Raw genomic sequence first — 17,294 nt, forward strand, 5'->3', positions numbered from 1 at the left:
ACCTCCGATGACTCGACAATCTGCTCCGACGACCCGACGTAGCGTCCTGCGACTGTCAGGCGCCGTACTCGCGGCGACGTCGCTCGCCGGGTGCTCCGGCCTGACGTCCTGGGACGACGAGGGGAAGCGGACGCGGACGACCACGGAGAACGAACCGACGACCACACGGAGCGAACCGATCGACGCCGACCAGGTGTCGCTCCGGAAGCGGGGACAGATACGGCCGTCGCCGGGGTCGCCGCCCGGCGGCGGCTACTCCGAGACCGAGGTCCGGGACGACGGTCGCTACGCCATCCTCGGGACCAAGTGGGGCACCTCCGGGTCCTATCTCGTCGACGTCTCGGACCCGACCGCCCCCGAACAGGTCCACCATCTCGACAATCCGGACGCCGCGCCGAACCTGGACGTCAAGTTCGGCCACCGGACGGGACTGTACTACCGGGCGATAGAGCGGACCTGGCCCGGGAACTTCGAGGTCGTCGACTACGGCCACTCGGCCGGGTCGCCGTCCGACCCGACGGTCGTCGGCTCCGTCGACGAGGGGAAGTCGCACAACCTGACGCCCCACCCGACGGAGCCGGTCCTCTACACGGTGAACTACGACCTGGAGACCAACGGGTTCGACGCGTACGACCTGAGCGACCCGACGGCCCCGCGCAAGACCGGCCAGTACGGGCCGCAGGGCGCGTGCCACGACGTCAACGTCGACCCGGACCGGGAGGTGCTCTGCGCCGCGTTCCAGGGCGGCGAGTACATCGGGTTCGTCCTCTACGACGTGAGCGCCCCGCGGCAGCCGACCGAGATCGGGCGCTTCGACTACGACGAACGCACGCAGTACGACCAGGTGGAAATCGGCGAGGAGGCGTTCGGACGCGCCCACCACGGCCACTTCGACCCGCGCCGCGACCTGCTCTACCTCGGCGACGAGCGCGTCAAGGGGAGTCCCGGCGGCAAGCACGTCTTCGACGTCGGATGGCGGGACGGGTCGCTGTCCGACCCCGTCCCTGTCGGGTTCACCCTCTCCCCGAACGCCCAGCGCATGAACCCGGACGACACCGCGGCGTACTTCGACTGGACCGGCCACCACTTCGCCGTCGTCCCGCTGCAGGACGCGACGCTGCTCGCCGCCGGCGACTGGCACGAGGGCGTCGTGCTGTACGACGTCACCGACCCGACGAACCCGCACCCGGTCGACCGGTACCAGACCGACGACGGCACGGAATCGCTGACGCCGAACGACACGGTCTCGCGGTTCGGCGAACCGCCGATGGCGTGGCGGGCCGACTACCACGGCTCGGACGACCGGCGACTCGTCGTCGCCAGCGACTCGTTCACCGGCCTCTACACGTTCGAGTTGACGTCGGGGTCGGCGTAGCGCGTCGTCTGGCGACGACTACTCCCTGCCCATCGCGTGGAACTCGTCGTTCGGTCGCCAGTCGGCGAACGTGGCCATCCGGTTCGAGAGGTTGAAGAAGGCCGTCACGCTCCCGATGTCCCAGACCTCCTCGTCGCTGTAGCCGGCGTCGCGCAGTCGCTGCAGGTCATCTTCGGTCACCTCCGTCGGGCGCTCGGTGAGCTTCACCGCCACGTCGAGCATCGCCATCCGCTTCTCGCTCACGTCCGCCTGGCGGTAGTTCGCCACCAGCTGGTCGGCGAGCGTCGGTCGCTTCGCGTAGATGCGGACGAGCGCGCCGTGGGCGACGTTGCAGTAGTAGCAGTGGTTGACGCCGGAGACGGCGACGATGATCATCTCCACCTCCTCGCGGTCGAGCGCCGTGTCGTCGACGAGCGCGTCGTGGTAGTCCACGAACGCGCGGAAGTGGGACGGCTTGTACGCGAGCGCCGCGAACACGTTCGGCGTGAACCCGGCGCGCTCGGTCTCCTCGTCGATGCGCTCCCGGAGGTCGTCGGGAATCTCGTCGTAGTCCGGAACCGGGAATCGCCGCTGTGCGTCGTCGTCGAGTGTCGCGTCGGACATGGCTCCGCGTTTGGTGTGCTGTCACTTAACGATGTAGCGTGGGCCGCGGCGGTGTACGCAGCGTTCCCGTGAGACGCTTCGCCCCCCGTGTCCGCTCGTCGTAGAATCGAACCGGCGCGACGATAGTCTGAACCGGGGCGAGACTCGCTGCGTTCCCCACGGCCGCACGTCGAACCGTATCGACGATCTTGCGTCGTAGTCGGGCCGACGGTGACGATGGGTTACCCGACCGGCGAGGCAGTCGGAGCCCGCTTCTCGTCCGGGACCGACCCCCGGTCAGCGACGTTCGTCGTCGTCACGCCCGCGGTCGTCGTCCCGTTCGCCGCGGTCGTCTGCCCCTGTACTGCGGACTGTACCTGCTGGTAGCGAACAGACGGCGTCGTCTGGTCCGTCCGGCGCTCCGACGCCGTCACGCCGACCGGCGCGGCGACCGCACTCGCCAGCAGCAGGACGACGACGACCGCCGTTCGTTTGGCCTTCACCGTGGTCTCCATCGTGTCCAGGCGCTTGCCCGACCAGCAGCGGCTTGAAGCCCGCAAATCGTTCACCGCGCCGAACGACCGTAGTGACACGATTCCCGGTGCCGTTCGCAGCGAGACCGTCGTTATTCCGGCCGTATGTCGACGACGGACGGCGGACACGGGCCGCCCCGACGCGGGCGAGAATTAGCCCCACTGTCGAGTCCGCGACAGGGTATTCCCCAGCAACGGGGTCGTAACGCACACAACGCTGCGAACGGCCGGCGGTGTTTACGACGCGGGACGGCGAGTCGGTTCCCGGAGTGACACGACCTGATGACAGCCTCATCCCGCAGTCGAACGCTCGTCCTGCTCGCGGTCCTGGGGATGATCGTGTGGGGCGCCGGCGTGGACGCGTTCGCGACCCACGCTCAGCAGCCCGTCGAGTCGAATGCGGAGCGCGGCACGCTGGCCGCGGTGCAGACGACCTCGGGGAGCGCCGATCCGTACGAACCCAACGACAACTACACGCAGGCGACGCCGATAGAGTCCGGTCAGGTCGCGGCGGCCGCACTCGACCACCGGGGGGACGTCGACTGGTACGCGGTCCAGGCACAGAGCGGGCAGAACCTCACCATCGAACTCGAAGCCGCTCGTAACCTCACGACCCGGCGCGGCACTCCGGGGACGCTGTTCTTCCGCGTCTTCACGCCGAGCGGGAACGTGGTTCCGATCGGTCCGCAGGACTTCGGCCTGGTGAACCGGTCCCAGTACGTGTCGGTCTCCGGTATCACCAACCAGTCCGGCGACTACCTCGTGCAGGTCGGGTCGGTCTACGGGACCGGTTCCTACGCGTTGCGCGCGACGACGCAGGCGGCGACTGCCGGCGGTGCGGCGACCCAGGGTTCGTTCACGATCGTCGATAGCTGGGTGCCCACCACGACGACCACGACGACCACGACGACCACGACGACCACGACGACCACGACGACCACGACGACTACGACGACGCTGACGTCGACGCCGACGGTGACGACCACCGGCGTCTCGACGCCGACGCGAACCCCGGGGACCGCCCCCGGCGCCGGCGTCGAGAACACTACCGGATTCATCGACGATGGGACGACGGCCGGCGGCGGCGTCGGTACGCCCAGCGGCGGCACGGTCGGGGTCAACTCGAGCGAGTACTAGCACCGACGTCGCCAACCGCGTCGTTCCGCGACGCTCCACTCCCTGATCCAGATCCCTCGCTTGCGACGATTCGCTCCTCACGTCCGTTCGTCGCAGAATCGAGCGGGCGCGACGGGAGTTCGTTCAGCCGTCGAACGAACGTACTGGAACCCAACACAGACGTTCTCCTGACGCTATCCGAGAATACGATACTCGACTGTGTCATCGCGCTGAGGACAATACGCTAACACTTGCCGTCCCGATGTTGGCGACACGGGGCGACCTGGACGACGTGGACCAGAGTCCTCTACTCGCTCCGGGAGGATGCCCGGGACGTGACTGCACAGGATATGGCCGACCGCGTCGGCGTCTCCCCCAGCACCATCCGCAATCGAATCGACCGACTCGAAGCGGACGGCATCATCAGTGGCTACCATCCGGAGGTCGACCACGAGGCAGCCAATCTTCCGTTGCAAGTGTCGTCCGTCATCTCCGCGCCGTCCGACGAACTCGAGTCACATTCGCGCGAACTGCGGGGAATCCAGGGCATTATCGACGTTCGGGAGATGCTCACCGGCCGACGTAACATTCACGTCGACGTCGTCGGGACGAGCACGACCGACATCACGCGAACCACGGACGCGATCGACGACCTCGGCGTCGACACCGAGAGTTCGGAGACGATGCGGACGCGGCACGTCCAGCCGTTCACCCACTTCTTCTTCCAGGGGACTGGATCGATGAGCACCCGCGGCGAACACGACGAGGACGACTCCCCTGCCTGAAATATGGGGGACGACGTCTGGTTTCTGTGATTGTTCCCGGTGGGGTGTCACTCACTTCATCACGCAACCAGTTTCTCTGAAAATGTTCCGCATTTACACACGTTCGACCCCCATCTCTACGTGTATGTTAGATACGAAACTGTCCGTGTTGGCGAACGGCCACCGACGACGGTTGCTCAACATCCTGGCACAGACGAACCCCTCGGACGAGCCGATCCCCACGTCGCGCGCGGTACAGGCCGACGGTGGGACTCCCTCCGCCGACGGCGGAAAACATCCCGAGTCGATCAAACTGTATCACGTCCACCTCCCGAAGCTAGCAGACCACGGATACGTCGACTGGAATCAAGAGGCACGGACCGTGGCGAGGGGTCCGCAGTTCGAGAACATCGTACCACTTCTCACTGCACTGAACGAGATGCAAGATGTACTCTCCGAAGATGGCGTTCCGGACTGACATCTCGTGGCAAAAACTGCCACGGATGTGGCAGCTCGGCACGGAGCAGCGATCGGTTGGGACCCATACGAGCTCCGTGCACACGTTGGTTCGCACTCCCCGGGTATAACCTTACTGTGATTATCTGAGTTACTCCTCTGGCGGTCGACGAAGCGACCCACTGAGACGTGGCCGCCAGCGGGGTGCGCGAGAGCGACCCCTGTTCTCGCCTCCGGGTTGTATCGCCAGTGTCAGCTGCAGGATAGCAGTGTGATATCCCGAATTATCGCCCAGAAATCTGCGCATTAAGTGGGTCTGTCCTGTTGATTCTCGAACTCCTGGGGAAAATATACTCACAATCCGCAATGTGATAGTGTCCGAATGAGTGTGGTTCAAGACCGAGAAAGCATTTGGCGTAACTGTGACCAGGAGTTCTTCCAGCGGGAATCGGTCGGTGGGAGAGCAACTGACTTGTGAGCGGCGACGGAACACCACAGACAGCACCGGAACCGCCGGTCGCATGGTTGGGACCCATGAAAGGCTTAACTAATCACCAGCAGGCAGTCGAATTGCTCCAGAAACTCGGGCTCAAAGAGTACGAGGCAAAGTGTCTCGTTGCGTTGTCGCGGCTTCCGAAAGCGACCGCCAAGGAGATCAGCGAGACCTCCGACGTCCCCCGAACGCGCGTCTACGACGCGATCGGGGTGTTGGAAGCAAAGGGTCTCGTCGAAGTCCAGCATTCGAGCCCCCAGCAGTTCCGGTCCGTGCCGATCGAGGAAGCGGCGGAGACGCTTCGCGAGGAATACGCGACGCGGACGGAGACGCTCGTCGAAGCAGTCAACAACATCGAACCAGCACAGCCGGAGGGTGACGAAGAGGTTACGCACGAGGTCTGGGCGCTCTCGGGCACCACGTCGATCGCGACCCGAACCGAACAGCTCATCGACGCTGCCGACGAGGAGGTCGTTCTCATCGTTAGTCGTGAGGAGGCTCTCACCGACGAGTTGTCCGACAAGCTGAAGGCAGCTATCGAGAGGGACCTGAGGGTTCTCGTCGGTACGGTAACCGAGCAGCTCCGCGAGCAGGTGGCCGAGACGCTCCCGGAGGCAAAGGTCTTCGTCTCGGAGCTGGAGTGGCTGCACAGTTCATCACACGACCTCGACGACGACACCACGATCAGTCGGTTGCTGCTCGTCGACCAGAACACCATCCTGGTGAGTTCGATCCACGAGACCGCGACTGGCGACGTCGAGACGGAACGCGCCGTGTTCGGACGCGGCTTCGAAAACGGGCTGGTGGTGATCGCACGGCGGCTGATGGCGACCGGGTTACACCCGGCGGTGGATCCGGAGATGCCGAACGAATAGCCCCGGTCGGCGTGGATCGCTTCGGGAGTACCAGTCCGCGTCGGAGCCGTCACTTTCACCGGCGGACGTGTCCGTTCAGAACGAGTTTCGGTGACTCAGCGGTTCCCCGTTCGTCCCCGTCCGTTCGGTCGTTGCCCACCGGGTGGACACGACGTCGTCGGTATCCGTTTCAGATCAGTCGCTCGTCGTCAGTTTCCTCCTCACGTCCGTTCGTCGCAGAATCGAGCGGGCGCGACGGGATTGTGAACCACGTCGAGACGGTCCTGCTCGGTCGCTTGCGCTCCCTGCGCGGGCTGCGACTCGCCTCGTTCAAATCCCTCGCTTGCGGCGATTCGCTCCTCACGTTCGTTCGTCGCAGAATCGAACGGGCGCGACGGGATTGTGAACCACGCCCGAGAACCTGCGCTTGGCGCAGAACCTCGGTCCGGTTCAAATCCTTCGCTTGCGGCGATTCGCTCCTCACGTCCGTTCGTCGCAGAATCGAGCGGGCGCGACGGGATTGTGAACCACGTCGAGACGGTCCTGCTCGGTCGCTTGCGCTCCCTGCGCGGGCTGCGACTCGCCTCGTTCAAATCCCTCGCTTGCGGCGATTCGCTCCTCACGTTCGTTCGTCGCAGAATCGAACGGGCGCGACGGGATTTGAACCCGCGGCATCTTGGTCCGGAACCAAGTGCTCTGTCCGCTGAGCTACGCGCCCTCGTGCACCGGTATGCGGTACCGCAGTTTAACGCTTGTGAAAACCCCGCTGTCGATCTCGGGTCAGTTGCCCGACGCGTCGGCGTCGTTCCGGCCGTGCGACCGCTCGACCGCCGCACGCTAGCGACGGACGCTGGCCCGACCCATCTCTCGCAAAGATTTATGTGTCTGTGCAATCAAATTATGGGTGAACCTCCGTTTTTACGGTGGTTCATGGGTGTGTATCGGGCTAGCATCCCGAAACCACTGCTTTCCGGCGAGCGGACTCGTTCTGACGAATGTTCGTGCGCCCCAGACGGTCGAGTGACGACTCCGACTGCTGTGACGTTCGGACGCCGCGGCCGAACCCCCGACGAACGCGAGAGGGAACCGAGAAGAACCGCCCCTAGTCGTCCGACCGGCGTTCGTCGCGGATGACGCCGAGCACGTCCTGGCGGGCGATGATGCCGACGAGTCGACCCGCGCCGTCGTCCGCGGTGCCGGGTTCGACGACCGGCAGGCGGTTGATGTCGCGCTCGTCGTCGACGAGCAGGTCGAGGATGCGGTCGAGGTCGTCGTCCGGTTCGACGGTCACCACGTCCGCGGTCATGACGGTCGAGACCGGCTTGCCGGCGTTCTTCGCGAGGTCGATGCTGGTGTCGAGTTCGTCCCACGAAAGGTCGATGGCGTACTCCAGACTCTCGAGGAACGGCGGGAAGCCGATGGGGATCCACAGCGTCCGGTCGCTGGGCTGGAACAGCTGGACGAGGTCGGTCTGGGTGACGATGCCGACCAGCGTGCCGTCCTCCTCGACCACGGGGAAGCCGTTGAAGTCAACGCGAGCGAGGCGGGTCAGCGCCTCGCTGATGTCGTCGTCGGGGGTGACCGTCTCGACGTCCGTCGTCATCAGGTCGCGAGCCGTGATTGTCATGGTCGGGGAGAGGCGAGCCCGCGTGTAAGCTTTTTCGCGTCCGACCTGTCGGCGAACTCTCGTCGCTCCAAAAAGTTCATACCTGTGACTCCCGCAATGAGCGGGTATGCCCGGAACGGAGTACGAGGAGAGTCTCCGCGATCTGCAGGACGACGTGCTCTACATGAGCGAACTCGTCATGGAGCGGATCCGCAAGGGACTGAACGCGCTCGAACGGAAGGACAGGCAACTCGCTCGGGAGATCATCGACGCCGACGACGAGATCAACCAGCTCTATCTCGACATCGAGGGGGACTGCATCGACCTGCTGCGCCTGCACGAACCGATCGCGGGCGACTTCCGGCTCGTCGCCGCGTCGTACAAGATCATCACCGACCTCGAACGCATCGCCGACCTGGCGGTGAACCTCGGCGAGCACACCCTCGACGCCGACAAGGACGTCTTCCCGGAGGTCGACGTCCAGGAGATCGGCGACCTGGCGCTGTCGATGATCGAGGACGCCATGACGGCCTACGACGAGGAGAGCATCGACGCCTGTTACGAGGTCGCCGAGCAGGACGACGAACTCGACGAACTCTGCGAACGTGCGAGCGCGCTCGTCGTCCGCGACCTCATCGAGACGGAGCTTGAGGCCAACTCCGACGAGGAGGTCGAACAGCTCCTCCAGGACGTCTCGCGCCTCCTGCTGACGGTCCGGGACCTCGAACGCGTCGGCGACCACGCGGTCAACATCGCCGCCCGAACGCTGTACATGATCGAGAACGACGACGAACTCATCTACTGACGGCGTCCGTCACGTCGGACCGCTCGACGCGGTAGCACGGCTCGACGTCGAGCCGGCGCGGGCGGGTCGACCGGTCCGCCCGGTCCCCTGCCCACTTCAAGCCGCCACTGTTACACCACTATCCCTTTGTAGGGCCAACACGTAGCAACTGGCATCGAACGCGGGCTGGGTCCAGGCGTATCGGGGGGCTGGAGTGCTGAAACTCCCGGTAACAAAGGACTTATGCCCCGTGAACCATCAGCCACGAACATCCCCGCAAGTGTAAAATCATGAACGAAGTGCAACTCGAGGTGGCGAAGGCGTACCCGAACGACTCGGGTCGCGGTATCGCCCGTCTCGATCCGGACACGCTGCTCCACCTGAAGCTGAGTCCGGGAGACATCATCGAGATCGAAGGTGCCGACACCACGGCGGCGAAGGTCTGGCGCGCTGACCGCCAGGACTGGAACACCGACACCGTGCGTATCGACGGGTTCACGCGCCAGAACGCCGACGTCGGGATCGGCGAGCGCGTCGAGATCCGGAAGGCCGAGGCCGAGAAGGCAGACAAGCTGGTGCTCGCCCCGCCGGAGGAGGCGAGCGTCCAGTTCGGCAGCGACGCCGCCGGCATGGTGAAACGCCAGATCCTCAAGCGCCCGGTGGTCGAGCGCGACATCGTGCCGGTCATGTCGAGCACGAACCACCCGTTCATGCGCTCGCCGGGGCAGGCCATCCCGCTCATCGCGGTCGAGACGGAGCCGGACGGCGTCTGTCTCATCACGGAGGACACGGACGTGGAACTGCGCGAGGAGCCCATCTCGGGCTTCGAGAAGACGGGCGGCGGCATCACCTACGAGGACATCGGCGGCCTGCAGAACGAGATCCAGCGCGTGCGGGAGATGGTCGAACTCCCGATGAAGCATCCCCAGATCTTCCAGAAGCTGGGCATCGAACCGCCGCAGGGCGTGCTCCTGCACGGCCCGCCGGGGACGGGCAAGACGCTGCTGGCGAAGGCGGTCGCCAACGAGACCAGCGCCAGTTTCTTCTCCATCGCCGGTCCGGAGATCATCTCGAAGTACTACGGCGAGTCCGAACAGCAACTGCGGGAGATATTCGAGGACGCGGCCGAGGAAGCACCCTCCATCATCTTCATCGACGAACTCGACTCCATCGCGCCGAAGCGCGAGGACGTGACCGGCGAGGTCGAACGGCGCGTCGTCGCCCAGCTGCTGACGATGATGGACGGCCTGGAGGCCCGCGGCCAGGTCATCGTCATCGCCGCGACCAACCGCGTCGACTCGGTCGACCCCGCGCTGCGCCGACCCGGCCGGTTCGACCGCGAGATCGAGATCGGCGTTCCCGACGAGTCGGGGCGCAAGGAGATACTCCAGATTCACACGCGCGGGATGCCGCTCTCCGACGACGTCAACCTCGGCGGGCTGGCCAACGACACCCACGGCTTCGTTGGCGCCGACATCGAGAGCCTGACGAAGGAGGCCGCGATGAAGGCGCTCCGGCGCTACCTGCCGGAGATCGACCTCGACGAGGAGTCCATCCCGCCGTCGCTCATCGACCGGATGATCGTCAAGCGCGAGGACTTCCGCGGGGCGCTGAACGAGGTCGAACCCTCCGCGATGCGGGAGGTGCTGGTCGAACTCCCGAAGATATCGTGGGACGACGTCGGCGGCCTCGAGGAGGCCCAGGAGGACGTCAAGGAGAGCGTCGAGTGGCCGCTGTCCTCTCCCGAGAAGTTCGACCGGATGGGCATCGACCCGCCGAGCGGCGTGCTGCTCTACGGCCCGCCCGGGACGGGCAAGACGCTGATGGCGAAGGCGGTCGCCAACGAGACGAACGCCAACTTCATCAGCGTCCGCGGGCCCCAGCTGCTGTCGAAGTGGGTCGGCGAGAGCGAGAAGGCCATCCGCCAGACGTTCCGCAAGGCGCGCCAGGTCAGCCCGACCGTCATCTTCTTCGACGAGCTCGACAGCCTCGCGCCCTCGCGGAGCCAGGAGATGGGGAGCAACGTCAGCGAGCGCGTGGTCAACCAGCTGCTGACGGAGCTCGACGGGCTCGAGGAGGCCGGCGACGTGATGGTCATCGGCGCGACCAACCGTCCGGACATGATCGACCCGGCGCTCATCCGCTCGGGCCGGTTCGACCGACTCGTGATGATCGGCGAGCCGGACACGGACGGCCGCGAGCAGATCCTCAAGATCCACACCCGCGAGACGCCGCTGGCGGCCGACGTCAGCCTGCGCGAACTCGCGGAGATGACCGACGGCTACGTCGGGAGCGACCTCGAGTCCATCGCCCGCGAAGCGGCCATCGAGGCGCTGCGCGAGGACGACGACGCCGAGGAGGTCGAGATGCGGCACTTCCGCTCGGCGATGGAGAGCGTGCGCGCCACCATCACCGACGACCTGCTCGACTACTACGAGGAGATGGAACAGGAGTTCAAGGGCGGTTCGTCCGGGGCGCAGCGCCGGACGAGCGGTCGCATCGGTTTCCAGTAACCGACGCCTCTCTTTCCCGCGACGCTACGACTCCCCGTCTCGGATTTCAGCGCCGAGTTCCCGAGCGACGGCGACGAGGAACCCGAGCCCGGCCTGGACGTCCGGGTCGCCCAGGGCACGGACGAGCCCCAGGGTGCCGACCGGCTCCGCCGACCCGTCGGTGACGTCGACCTCGCCGACCGCGGACAGCACCGTCCGCAAGGCGGCGACCGTCTCCGGGTCGGCGGCGACGTCGGCGACCTCGCCGAGCGACGACCCGGTGTTCGCCAGCGAGACGACCATGTCGTCGTCCAGCGCCGCCGTCGCCAGGTCGAGCGCCGCCAGCAGCTCGTTCACGAGGTCGAGCTGGTCGACGAACGTCGCGACCGCTTCGGGATTCTCTGCTATCGCTTCCTCGAGGACGTCGGACTCGTGTTCGTGTTCGTCGGTCTCGGACATGTCAGAGGAGGCCGCGTGCGGTCAGCCAGTACGATTCGTTGTACGCCAGCTTCGCCCAGTGGACGGTCCGCGACGGCTCGCGCAGCGTCGGCTGTTCGCCGTACTCGAAGGAGACGAACGTCGCCTCGTCCGTGCCCGTCTCGATGAAGCACATGGTCTTCCCCGAGTAGGTTGCCGTCGGCGTCTCGTCCCGGACGAGGCTGGCGATGCGGTCGGCGACGACGCCCGCCTCGTAATGGGCGGCGCTGCCAGCCTTGCTCGTCGGCAGGTCGGCGGTGTCGCCGAACGCGAACACGCCCTCGGCGCCCGGGTACTCGAGCGTGTGCTGGTCGACGTCGATCCAGCCGTCGTCGCCGAGTCCCGACCGGACGATGAGTTCGTCGCCCTGGTGGGGTGGGATGGTCACGAACAGGTCGTAGGGGAGTTCGGTGCCGTCCGTCCCCACGGCGACCTGCTCGTCGGGGTCGAGTTCCTGCAGTTCGAACGGGGTCTCCCGCTCGATACTGCGCTCGGCCATCCGCGGGGACGCCCAGTCGGCGATGGCGTCGAGCGAGTGGACCCGCTCGCTGGGGTAGGTGTAGACGAGTTCGACCTCGTCACGGCGGCCGCGCTCGCGGAACCACGCGTCGGCGATGAACGCGAACTCCAGCGGCGCGACCGGGCACATGTGCGGCATCCCGACGACGCTGAGGACGAGTCGGCCGCCCTCGAACGAGGCGAGCGCGTCGCGCAACGACTCGGCCGCTTCGGGAGCGTAGTAGTGGTGGCCCCCTTCCGCCAGGCCCGGAACGTCCTCCGGTGCGACGTTCGCCCCGGTCGCGAGCGCCAGGTAGTCGTAGTCGAGCGTCGCGCCGTCCTCGCGCGTGAGACGCCGGTCGTCGACGTCGACGTCGGTGACGAGCGCCACGTGGAGCGTGACGCGCCGGTCGAGCAGTTCCCGGATGGGGCGTCGCGCCTGGTCGGCCTCTCGCCGCCCGAACGCGACGTAGAGGAACAGTGGCTTGTACACGTGGTCCGGGCTGGCGGTGACGAGCGCCACCTCGACGTCGCCGGCGTCGATCTCGTCCGCCAGGTCGTCGGCGAGCTTGTTCGCGAGGACCGTCCCCCCGGTGCCGCCGCCGACGATGGCGATGCGCTCGGTCATCCCGGTCCCCCTGCACGGCGGTCCGAGTCGTCGATGTCGGCAGTCGGTTCCGGGTCGTCGATCCTGGTAGTCAGTGGTCGCATGGTATCACGAAGTGGAAACCCTCCGCCACCCATACGACGCCACCGAGATTAACCGTACCTCTCGATTCGACCGCCGTCCGGCGTGAAAGCGACGCCCGGACAGATCATCGTACTTAAGCCTTCGGGACGTTCGCCGGGCGAGCGTTCCGGTCTCTATTTTTATACGGTCCGTTTTCGTAGGTTGCGACATGACAGTCGACAGGACCAGACGGCGACTCCTCGCGCTGGGCGGGACCGCCGCCATCGCCAGCCTCTCGGGGTGTACCAACGCCACGCCGTTCGTCGGCAAGCGCCTCGAATCGACCGACAGCTACGACGTCGCGTCGGACGACCAGGTCACCGTCGACACGAACGGCGACGTCACCGTCCGCCCCACCGACCGCGACCGGGTGCGGGTCAAGACGGTCAAGCAGTCGAGTTCGGTGTTCGCCGACGTCTCGAAGGTGACCGTGAACGTGAGCCGCGACGACGGGACGCTCCGCATCGCGACCCGGGGCGAGAGCGGCGGTTCCTGGCTCGAAGGGTCGACGACCGTCGACGTGACCGTCGACCTCCCCGCCGGCGTCGCCCTCGATACGGTCCGGACCGTGAACGGCGACGTCGACGTCCGGCGCGTGGCCGGCGACGCGACGCTCGAGACGGTGAACGGTGACGTGTCAGTGCGGTCGCTCGACGGCTTCTTCAGCGCCGAGACGACGAACGGCGACGTCGAGGCGCGGGACGTCGCTGGCGTCGAATCCGTGACGACGACGAACGGCGAGGTGGCGGTCGACGTGCCGGCCGTCCGCGACGCCGCGGCCGTCGAGACGACGAACGGCGACATCGCGGTCGCGGTCTCGCCGGACTTGAACGCCGAACTCGCCGCCACGACCGATTTCGGCGACGTCGCGGTCCGCGGCCTGTCCCTCGACGACTCGATGCGGACCGAACACCTCGTCGAGGGGGAACTCGGCGACGGCGAGGGGCGACTCCGCATCGCCAGCACCAACGGCGACCTCTCCGTCTCGAAACTCGACTGATTCTCGCGGACGCCGCTCGACCACGCTCCGCCCTGCGAGGCACACGGCTCTCACCTGTCGCCCGCGCAGTGGGTCCACCCGATCTGCCCGGTGAACTCCGTCCCTCGTCGGACGCTGGAGCGACGCGTCTCGGCGTGACCGTCCCGGTCGCCGTCCCCGACCAGCGCGACGAGGTGACGCTGACGGGCATCGAAGTGGACGCGGAGCGCGAGCAGGCGTTGGCCGAAGTGGGGTGGAGGGCCGAAGTGGGGCGGAGGGCCGAAGCGGGGTGGAGAGCCGAAGCGGGGTGGAGAGCCGAAGCGGGGCGGAGGGCCGAAGCGGGGTGGAGAGCCGAAGCGGGGCGGAGGGCCGAAGCGGGGTGGAGAGCCGAAGCGGGGCGGAGGGCCGAAGCGGGGCGGAGGGCCGAAGCGGGACGCCGACGCCTTGCCGACGCGGACCTGGGACCCGGACGCCCGGGTCAGTCGTCGGTCGCGCCGAGGACGGCCTCGGTGACCTCGGCGGCGAGACGTGCGAGGCCGTTCAGCAGGTGCAGCGAGACGAGGGTCGTCACCGCGCCGACGGCGGCCGCGCCGAGCGCCTCCCGGAACGTGTCGACGGCCATCCTGCCGTTCTCGAACGGGCCGACCGACAGCGTGCCGACCTGGACGTCGACGTAGAAGGCGGTCGAGTAGGTCAGCGGGGCGGCGAGCAGCGACAGCGAGAGCGACAGCAGGGCGACGAGGGCGACGAACGCGGCGACCCCGAAGACGAACCGCCCGAGGAGGTAGCCGACGTCGACCCAGGTCCGCGCGTCGGTGACGAGACGCTTCACGGCCGTGGTGATGCCGCCCGAGGTGTCGGGCGACCGCGACGGAACCGACGTACCGAGCAGTCGGTTCGCCAGCCTGGCCTCGACGGTCGCGAGGACGGTCGCCCCCGCCAGCGTCGCCAGCAGGACGGGGATGCCGAACCAGGTGATGGCGAGGCCGACGCCGAGCGAGAAGCCGACGGTCAGCGCGACGAAGTACGCCGTCCCGAGCGGGAACGACAGCAGGAGGTACAGCAGGTTCCGGTACGTCTGTGGGCGGACGGCGACGCCGACGAACGACGTCGCGGCGTCGCGCAGTGAGGTGGTCGTCATGGTCGTCTTCGCTCGATGCGTCGAACGCACACCTGTTAAACCGGGACCGCGCGTCGCTGAGCGGGCGAACGCGGACAACATTTTTGTACTAGAACGGTGAGGGGTCGCCGCTCGGCGGCGCTCCCGGACGCGCCGGTGGCGGACCCCGGCCGGCGCTACCGCAGCGACCAGAGGATGGCGACGAGACCGACGTTGTAGGCGGTGACGACGCCCAGCAGGGTCTGGCCGTCGGACCACGTCATCGCCGGGGCGAGCAGTTCCGTGAGGACGAAGGGGATGGCGGTGAAGCAGGCGATGCCGACCGCGAGGTAGAGCATGGGCTTGCTCCCGTTGCGCCGGTAGCCGCGGTACGCCTGGTAGGCGACGAACAGACCGAGCGCGGCGGTGAGGCCGGCGGCGACTGTGACTGTGTCAGGGGTCATACATGGCGTACAGGATGGCCGAAAGGCCGAGCAGTTCGAAGACGGTCGTGGCGAGCGACCGCGCGCCTGGCGTCGCGTCGGTGAAGGTCGGCAGCAGGAACCGGAGGACGGTCGGGGCGGTAACCAGCAGCGCCAGGCCGACGCCGAGATACAGCATCAGGCGGGTGCCGTCGCGCCGGTAGCCGGAAACGAGTCGGTAGACGACGGCCAGCGATAGCACGACGGCGAGCAGCATTCCGGCGATGGCCAAGCTGACCACCGTCTCGGAGCCACCGGCCGCGGTCTGTAGCGGGGCGAGCGCCGTCATCCTTTGAACCCCTCGTAGAGCTTGGTGAACCGGTCGGCCGGGTCCTCCGTCCGGTCGACCTCCAGCTGGAATCCGTCGGTGGTCACCTCGACGGTGGCGCGCTGGAGACACGCGGAGTACACCTCGTGGTGGTGGCCGTCCGGGTCGAGGCGCTGCTCGGCTTCGAGCAGTCGCTGGTCCTTCAGCCGCTCGATGCGCCGGTAGACGGTCGACGGCGACGCGTCGCAGGCGTCCGCGAGCGCGTCCGCGGCCATCGGCTCCTCGTGCGTCTCGACGAGTATCGTCCGCGCGTACTCGTCGTCCAGCAGTTCGAGCAGTTCGGCGACGTCGTCGCTCATCGCGACTCCCTCCCGTCGCCGTCGGAAGCGAGCCGGCGTCGTTCGCTCCCGGACTCGAACGTACATTCCATCGCCGTCCGTCGCCAGCTTCGCACGGCCGCCAGTTAAAGGGTCTCGGATGCTCGTCGACCGTGCGACTTGCCGATAGTTTTAAGTAATCTATCTGTTCGCATCAGTATCTTTAACTGGTCGGGCAGGGAGACTTTCGGATATCGAAGATGGTCTCCCAGCGCCGCGACTCGGTCCTGCCCTTCCTCCGGACGGCCCTCGGAGTGCCGTTCCGACTCCAGACGTACCGCAACCTGCTGTACCTCGCGCTCGCCTTCCCACTCGGGCTACTGTACTTCGTCCTCCTGTCGGTGGGCCTCTCGCTCGGCGTCGGCCTCGCCATCACCGTCGTCGGCGTGCCGCTGTTCCTGGCGGTCCTGGCGCTCGCGACCGGACTCGCGGCCGTCGAGCGCGAACTCACCGCGCTGCTGCTCGGCGTCGACATCGAGTCTGACGGCTCGCCGGTGCTCGGCCCGACGGACGCCGACTCGACGCTCGACTCGCTGGTCGAACGCGCGAAGCGACTGGTGACCGACCTCGGGACGTGGAAGGCGGTCGTCTACCTCGGTTCGAAGCTCTTCCTCGGCGTCGCGTCGTTCGTCCTCATCATGACGCTGCTGACGACGGCGACGAGCATGCTCGTGGTCCCGTTCGTCTACGACCAGCCGGGCGTGTACGTCGGTTTCGTGACCGACGCCCCCATCGAACTCCACCCGACGCTGTACGTCGCCTGGCGGCAACTTCTCGTCGGCGTCGACACGGTCGTCCACGTCGGCTCGTGGCAGGTCACGACGCTCTCGCAGGCGCTCGCGGTCGCCGCGGTCGGCGTCGGCCTCGGCGTCCTCTCGCTGCACCTCCTGAACGGCCTCGCGCGGGTCTCCGCCTGGTACACTCGATACATGCTCGGGACCAGCACCCCGACGCCTGACCCCCACTAGAAACCGGATTCCGTAACGGCTACCACGTTCGCGTCCCTTCGAGGCCCATGGACGACGCGCTGGCAGCGCTCGCGGAGCAGGACGGCTGGCAGGCCGAGGAGTTCGCCGCTCGCGTCCACTACCAGGGCGCCGACGACCACTACAGCATCGAGTACTACCACCCCAGCGAGTGCGTGCTCTACTGGAAGGTGAAAGGCGACGGCACGACCGCGGTCCCGGTCGGCCGCGACACGGTGCCGACGCCGCTGCGCGAACGCGTGCGGCAGGACCTGGCGGCCGCCGACGTCGACCCGGCCGTCGAGGACCGCACGCTGTGACACGACGCTGAGGGTTTGCCAGTCCCATCCCGGTGAACCGCCGT

At 67.0% G+C, this 17,294-nt stretch carries 19 protein-coding genes and 1 tRNA gene; 10 read left to right on the top strand and 10 right to left on the bottom strand.

Going from position 1 to position 17,294, the window contains the following annotated elements; translation table 11 throughout:
* Positions 1 to 7 precede the first annotated feature (7 nt).
* On the top strand, positions 8 to 1,375 hold the full coding sequence (locus NKT36_RS09775) for a hypothetical protein (RefSeq protein WP_327050860.1): 1,368 nt from the start codon (positions 8 to 10) through the stop codon (positions 1,373 to 1,375).
* A gap of 18 nt (positions 1,376 to 1,393) precedes the next feature.
* Here the strand turns inward: NKT36_RS09775 and NKT36_RS09780 are convergent, their stop codons facing one another.
* Together NKT36_RS09780 and NKT36_RS09785 are read right to left on the bottom strand one after the other, a co-directional pair.
* Entirely contained in the window at positions 1,394 to 1,978 is a 585-nt protein-coding gene (locus NKT36_RS09780; RefSeq protein ID WP_327050861.1) for a peroxidase-related enzyme, read from the bottom strand.
* Positions 1,979 to 2,199: 221 nt separating this feature from the next.
* Positions 2,200 to 2,517 carry a hypothetical protein gene (locus NKT36_RS09785; protein ID WP_327050862.1) on the bottom strand — a complete coding sequence of 106 codons (318 nt, stop codon included), beginning with the start codon at positions 2,515 to 2,517 and terminating at the stop codon, positions 2,200 to 2,202.
* A 255-nt stretch (positions 2,518 to 2,772) separates the two neighbouring features.
* On the opposite strand from NKT36_RS09785, the gene NKT36_RS09790 reads away from it, so the two are divergent.
* The 4 genes from NKT36_RS09790 (at position 2,773) to NKT36_RS09805 (ending at position 6,194) form a co-directional block, all read left to right on the top strand.
* On the top strand, positions 2,773 to 3,627 hold the full coding sequence (locus tag NKT36_RS09790) for a hypothetical protein (protein ID WP_327050863.1): 855 nt from the start codon (positions 2,773 to 2,775) through the stop codon (positions 3,625 to 3,627).
* A gap of 314 nt (positions 3,628 to 3,941) precedes the next feature.
* On the top strand, positions 3,942 to 4,391 hold the full coding sequence (locus tag NKT36_RS09795) for an Lrp/AsnC family transcriptional regulator (RefSeq protein WP_407652169.1): 450 nt from the start codon (positions 3,942 to 3,944) through the stop codon (positions 4,389 to 4,391).
* Positions 4,392 to 4,515: 124 nt separating this feature from the next.
* Entirely contained in the window at positions 4,516 to 4,848 is a 333-nt protein-coding gene (locus tag NKT36_RS09800; protein WP_327050865.1) for a DUF7344 domain-containing protein, read from the top strand.
* A gap of 548 nt (positions 4,849 to 5,396) precedes the next feature.
* Positions 5,397 to 6,194, top strand: a complete 798-nt coding sequence (locus tag NKT36_RS09805; protein ID WP_327050866.1) for a TrmB family transcriptional regulator — start codon at positions 5,397 to 5,399, stop codon at positions 6,192 to 6,194.
* A gap of 624 nt (positions 6,195 to 6,818) precedes the next feature.
* Here the strand turns inward: NKT36_RS09805 and NKT36_RS09810 are convergent.
* Positions 6,819 to 6,891, bottom strand: a tRNA-Arg gene (locus NKT36_RS09810).
* Positions 6,892 to 7,275: 384 nt separating this feature from the next.
* Entirely contained in the window at positions 7,276 to 7,800 is a 525-nt protein-coding gene (locus tag NKT36_RS09815) for a CBS domain-containing protein (protein ID WP_327050867.1), read from the bottom strand.
* Between the two features lie 106 nt (positions 7,801 to 7,906).
* On the opposite strand from NKT36_RS09815, the gene phoU reads away from it, so the two are divergent.
* Together phoU and NKT36_RS09825 are read left to right on the top strand one after the other, a co-directional pair.
* Complete coding sequence (gene phoU / locus NKT36_RS09820; protein WP_327050868.1) at positions 7,907 to 8,584, top strand: phosphate signaling complex protein PhoU; 678 nt, start codon at positions 7,907 to 7,909, stop codon at positions 8,582 to 8,584.
* A gap of 269 nt (positions 8,585 to 8,853) precedes the next feature.
* Positions 8,854 to 11,076, top strand: coding sequence for a CDC48 family AAA ATPase (locus NKT36_RS09825; protein ID WP_327050869.1), 2,223 nt, complete (start codon positions 8,854 to 8,856; stop codon positions 11,074 to 11,076).
* A 24-nt stretch (positions 11,077 to 11,100) separates the two neighbouring features.
* Here NKT36_RS09825 and NKT36_RS09830 read toward each other — a convergent pair whose 3' ends face one another.
* Entirely contained in the window at positions 11,101 to 11,514 is a 414-nt protein-coding gene (locus NKT36_RS09830; protein ID WP_327050870.1) for a DUF1641 domain-containing protein, read from the bottom strand.
* Position 11,515: 1 nt separating this feature from the next.
* On the bottom strand, positions 11,516 to 12,658 hold the full coding sequence (locus NKT36_RS09835) for an NAD(P)/FAD-dependent oxidoreductase (RefSeq protein WP_327050871.1): 1,143 nt from the start codon (positions 12,656 to 12,658) through the stop codon (positions 11,516 to 11,518).
* Positions 12,659 to 12,929: 271 nt separating this feature from the next.
* Between NKT36_RS09835 and NKT36_RS09840 the strand changes: the two genes are divergently transcribed.
* Positions 12,930 to 13,760, top strand: coding sequence for a DUF4097 family beta strand repeat-containing protein (locus NKT36_RS09840; protein ID WP_327050872.1), 831 nt, complete (start codon positions 12,930 to 12,932; stop codon positions 13,758 to 13,760).
* 457 nt (positions 13,761 to 14,217) lie between these two features.
* Here NKT36_RS09840 and NKT36_RS09845 read toward each other — a convergent pair whose 3' ends face one another.
* From NKT36_RS09845 to NKT36_RS09860, 4 genes are all read right to left on the bottom strand, one after another.
* Entirely contained in the window at positions 14,218 to 14,880 is a 663-nt protein-coding gene (locus tag NKT36_RS09845; RefSeq protein ID WP_327050873.1) for a sensor domain-containing protein, read from the bottom strand.
* Between the two features lie 155 nt (positions 14,881 to 15,035).
* Positions 15,036 to 15,302, bottom strand: a complete 267-nt coding sequence (locus NKT36_RS09850; protein ID WP_327050874.1) for a DUF7521 family protein — start codon at positions 15,300 to 15,302, stop codon at positions 15,036 to 15,038.
* Positions 15,292 to 15,609: a hypothetical protein gene (locus NKT36_RS09855; RefSeq protein ID WP_327050875.1), complete on the bottom strand. Its 318-nt coding sequence runs from the start codon at positions 15,607 to 15,609 to the stop codon at positions 15,292 to 15,294. The genes NKT36_RS09850 and NKT36_RS09855 overlap by 11 nt, the downstream gene beginning before the upstream one ends.
* The gene (locus tag NKT36_RS09860; RefSeq protein WP_327050876.1) at positions 15,606 to 15,947 is read right to left on the bottom strand and encodes a helix-turn-helix domain-containing protein; all 342 of its coding nucleotides are present in this window, start codon (positions 15,945 to 15,947) and stop codon (positions 15,606 to 15,608) included. Before NKT36_RS09860 ends, NKT36_RS09855 begins: the two co-directional genes overlap by 4 nt.
* Before the next feature lie 218 nt (positions 15,948 to 16,165).
* On the opposite strand from NKT36_RS09860, the gene NKT36_RS09865 reads away from it, so the two are divergent.
* Both NKT36_RS09865 and NKT36_RS09870 read left to right on the top strand, forming a co-directional pair.
* Complete coding sequence (locus NKT36_RS09865; RefSeq protein ID WP_327050877.1) at positions 16,166 to 16,933, top strand: sensor domain-containing protein; 768 nt, start codon at positions 16,166 to 16,168, stop codon at positions 16,931 to 16,933.
* 47 nt (positions 16,934 to 16,980) lie between these two features.
* The gene (locus tag NKT36_RS09870) at positions 16,981 to 17,250 is read left to right on the top strand and encodes a DUF7538 family protein (protein WP_327050878.1); all 270 of its coding nucleotides are present in this window, start codon (positions 16,981 to 16,983) and stop codon (positions 17,248 to 17,250) included.
* Positions 17,251 to 17,294: the final 44 nt, after the last annotated feature.

It is taken from the genome of Halomicrococcus gelatinilyticus (assembly GCA_024227995.1).
In the GTDB taxonomy this organism is placed as follows: Archaea; Halobacteriota; Halobacteria; order Halobacteriales; family Haladaptataceae; genus Halomicrococcus; species Halomicrococcus gelatinilyticus.

Bases quoted from the DNA above. Each gene is read 5' to 3' on its own strand.
- NKT36_RS09775 (WP_327050860.1), top strand. From the start codon at position 8: ATGACTCGACAATCTGCTCCGACGACCCGACGTAGCGTCCTGCGACTG.
- NKT36_RS09780 (WP_327050861.1), bottom strand. From the start codon at position 1,978: ATGTCCGACGCGACACTCGACGACGACGCACAGCGGCGATTCCCGGTT.
- NKT36_RS09790 (WP_327050863.1), top strand. From the start codon at position 2,773: ATGACAGCCTCATCCCGCAGTCGAACGCTCGTCCTGCTCGCGGTCCTG.
- NKT36_RS09800 (WP_327050865.1), top strand. From the start codon at position 4,516: ATGTTAGATACGAAACTGTCCGTGTTGGCGAACGGCCACCGACGACGG.
- NKT36_RS09815 (WP_327050867.1), bottom strand. From the start codon at position 7,800: ATGACAATCACGGCTCGCGACCTGATGACGACGGACGTCGAGACGGTC.
- phoU (WP_327050868.1), top strand. From the start codon at position 7,907: ATGCCCGGAACGGAGTACGAGGAGAGTCTCCGCGATCTGCAGGACGAC.
- NKT36_RS09825 (WP_327050869.1), top strand. From the start codon at position 8,854: ATGAACGAAGTGCAACTCGAGGTGGCGAAGGCGTACCCGAACGACTCG.
- NKT36_RS09830 (WP_327050870.1), bottom strand. From the start codon at position 11,514: ATGTCCGAGACCGACGAACACGAACACGAGTCCGACGTCCTCGAGGAA.
- NKT36_RS09835 (WP_327050871.1), bottom strand. From the start codon at position 12,658: ATGACCGAGCGCATCGCCATCGTCGGCGGCGGCACCGGGGGGACGGTC.
- NKT36_RS09840 (WP_327050872.1), top strand. From the start codon at position 12,930: ATGACAGTCGACAGGACCAGACGGCGACTCCTCGCGCTGGGCGGGACC.
- NKT36_RS09845 (WP_327050873.1), bottom strand. From the start codon at position 14,880: ATGACGACCACCTCACTGCGCGACGCCGCGACGTCGTTCGTCGGCGTC.
- NKT36_RS09850 (WP_327050874.1), bottom strand. From the start codon at position 15,302: ATGACCCCTGACACAGTCACAGTCGCCGCCGGCCTCACCGCCGCGCTC.
- NKT36_RS09855 (WP_327050875.1), bottom strand. From the start codon at position 15,609: ATGACGGCGCTCGCCCCGCTACAGACCGCGGCCGGTGGCTCCGAGACG.
- NKT36_RS09860 (WP_327050876.1), bottom strand. From the start codon at position 15,947: ATGAGCGACGACGTCGCCGAACTGCTCGAACTGCTGGACGACGAGTAC.
- NKT36_RS09865 (WP_327050877.1), top strand. From the start codon at position 16,166: ATGGTCTCCCAGCGCCGCGACTCGGTCCTGCCCTTCCTCCGGACGGCC.
- NKT36_RS09870 (WP_327050878.1), top strand. From the start codon at position 16,981: ATGGACGACGCGCTGGCAGCGCTCGCGGAGCAGGACGGCTGGCAGGCC.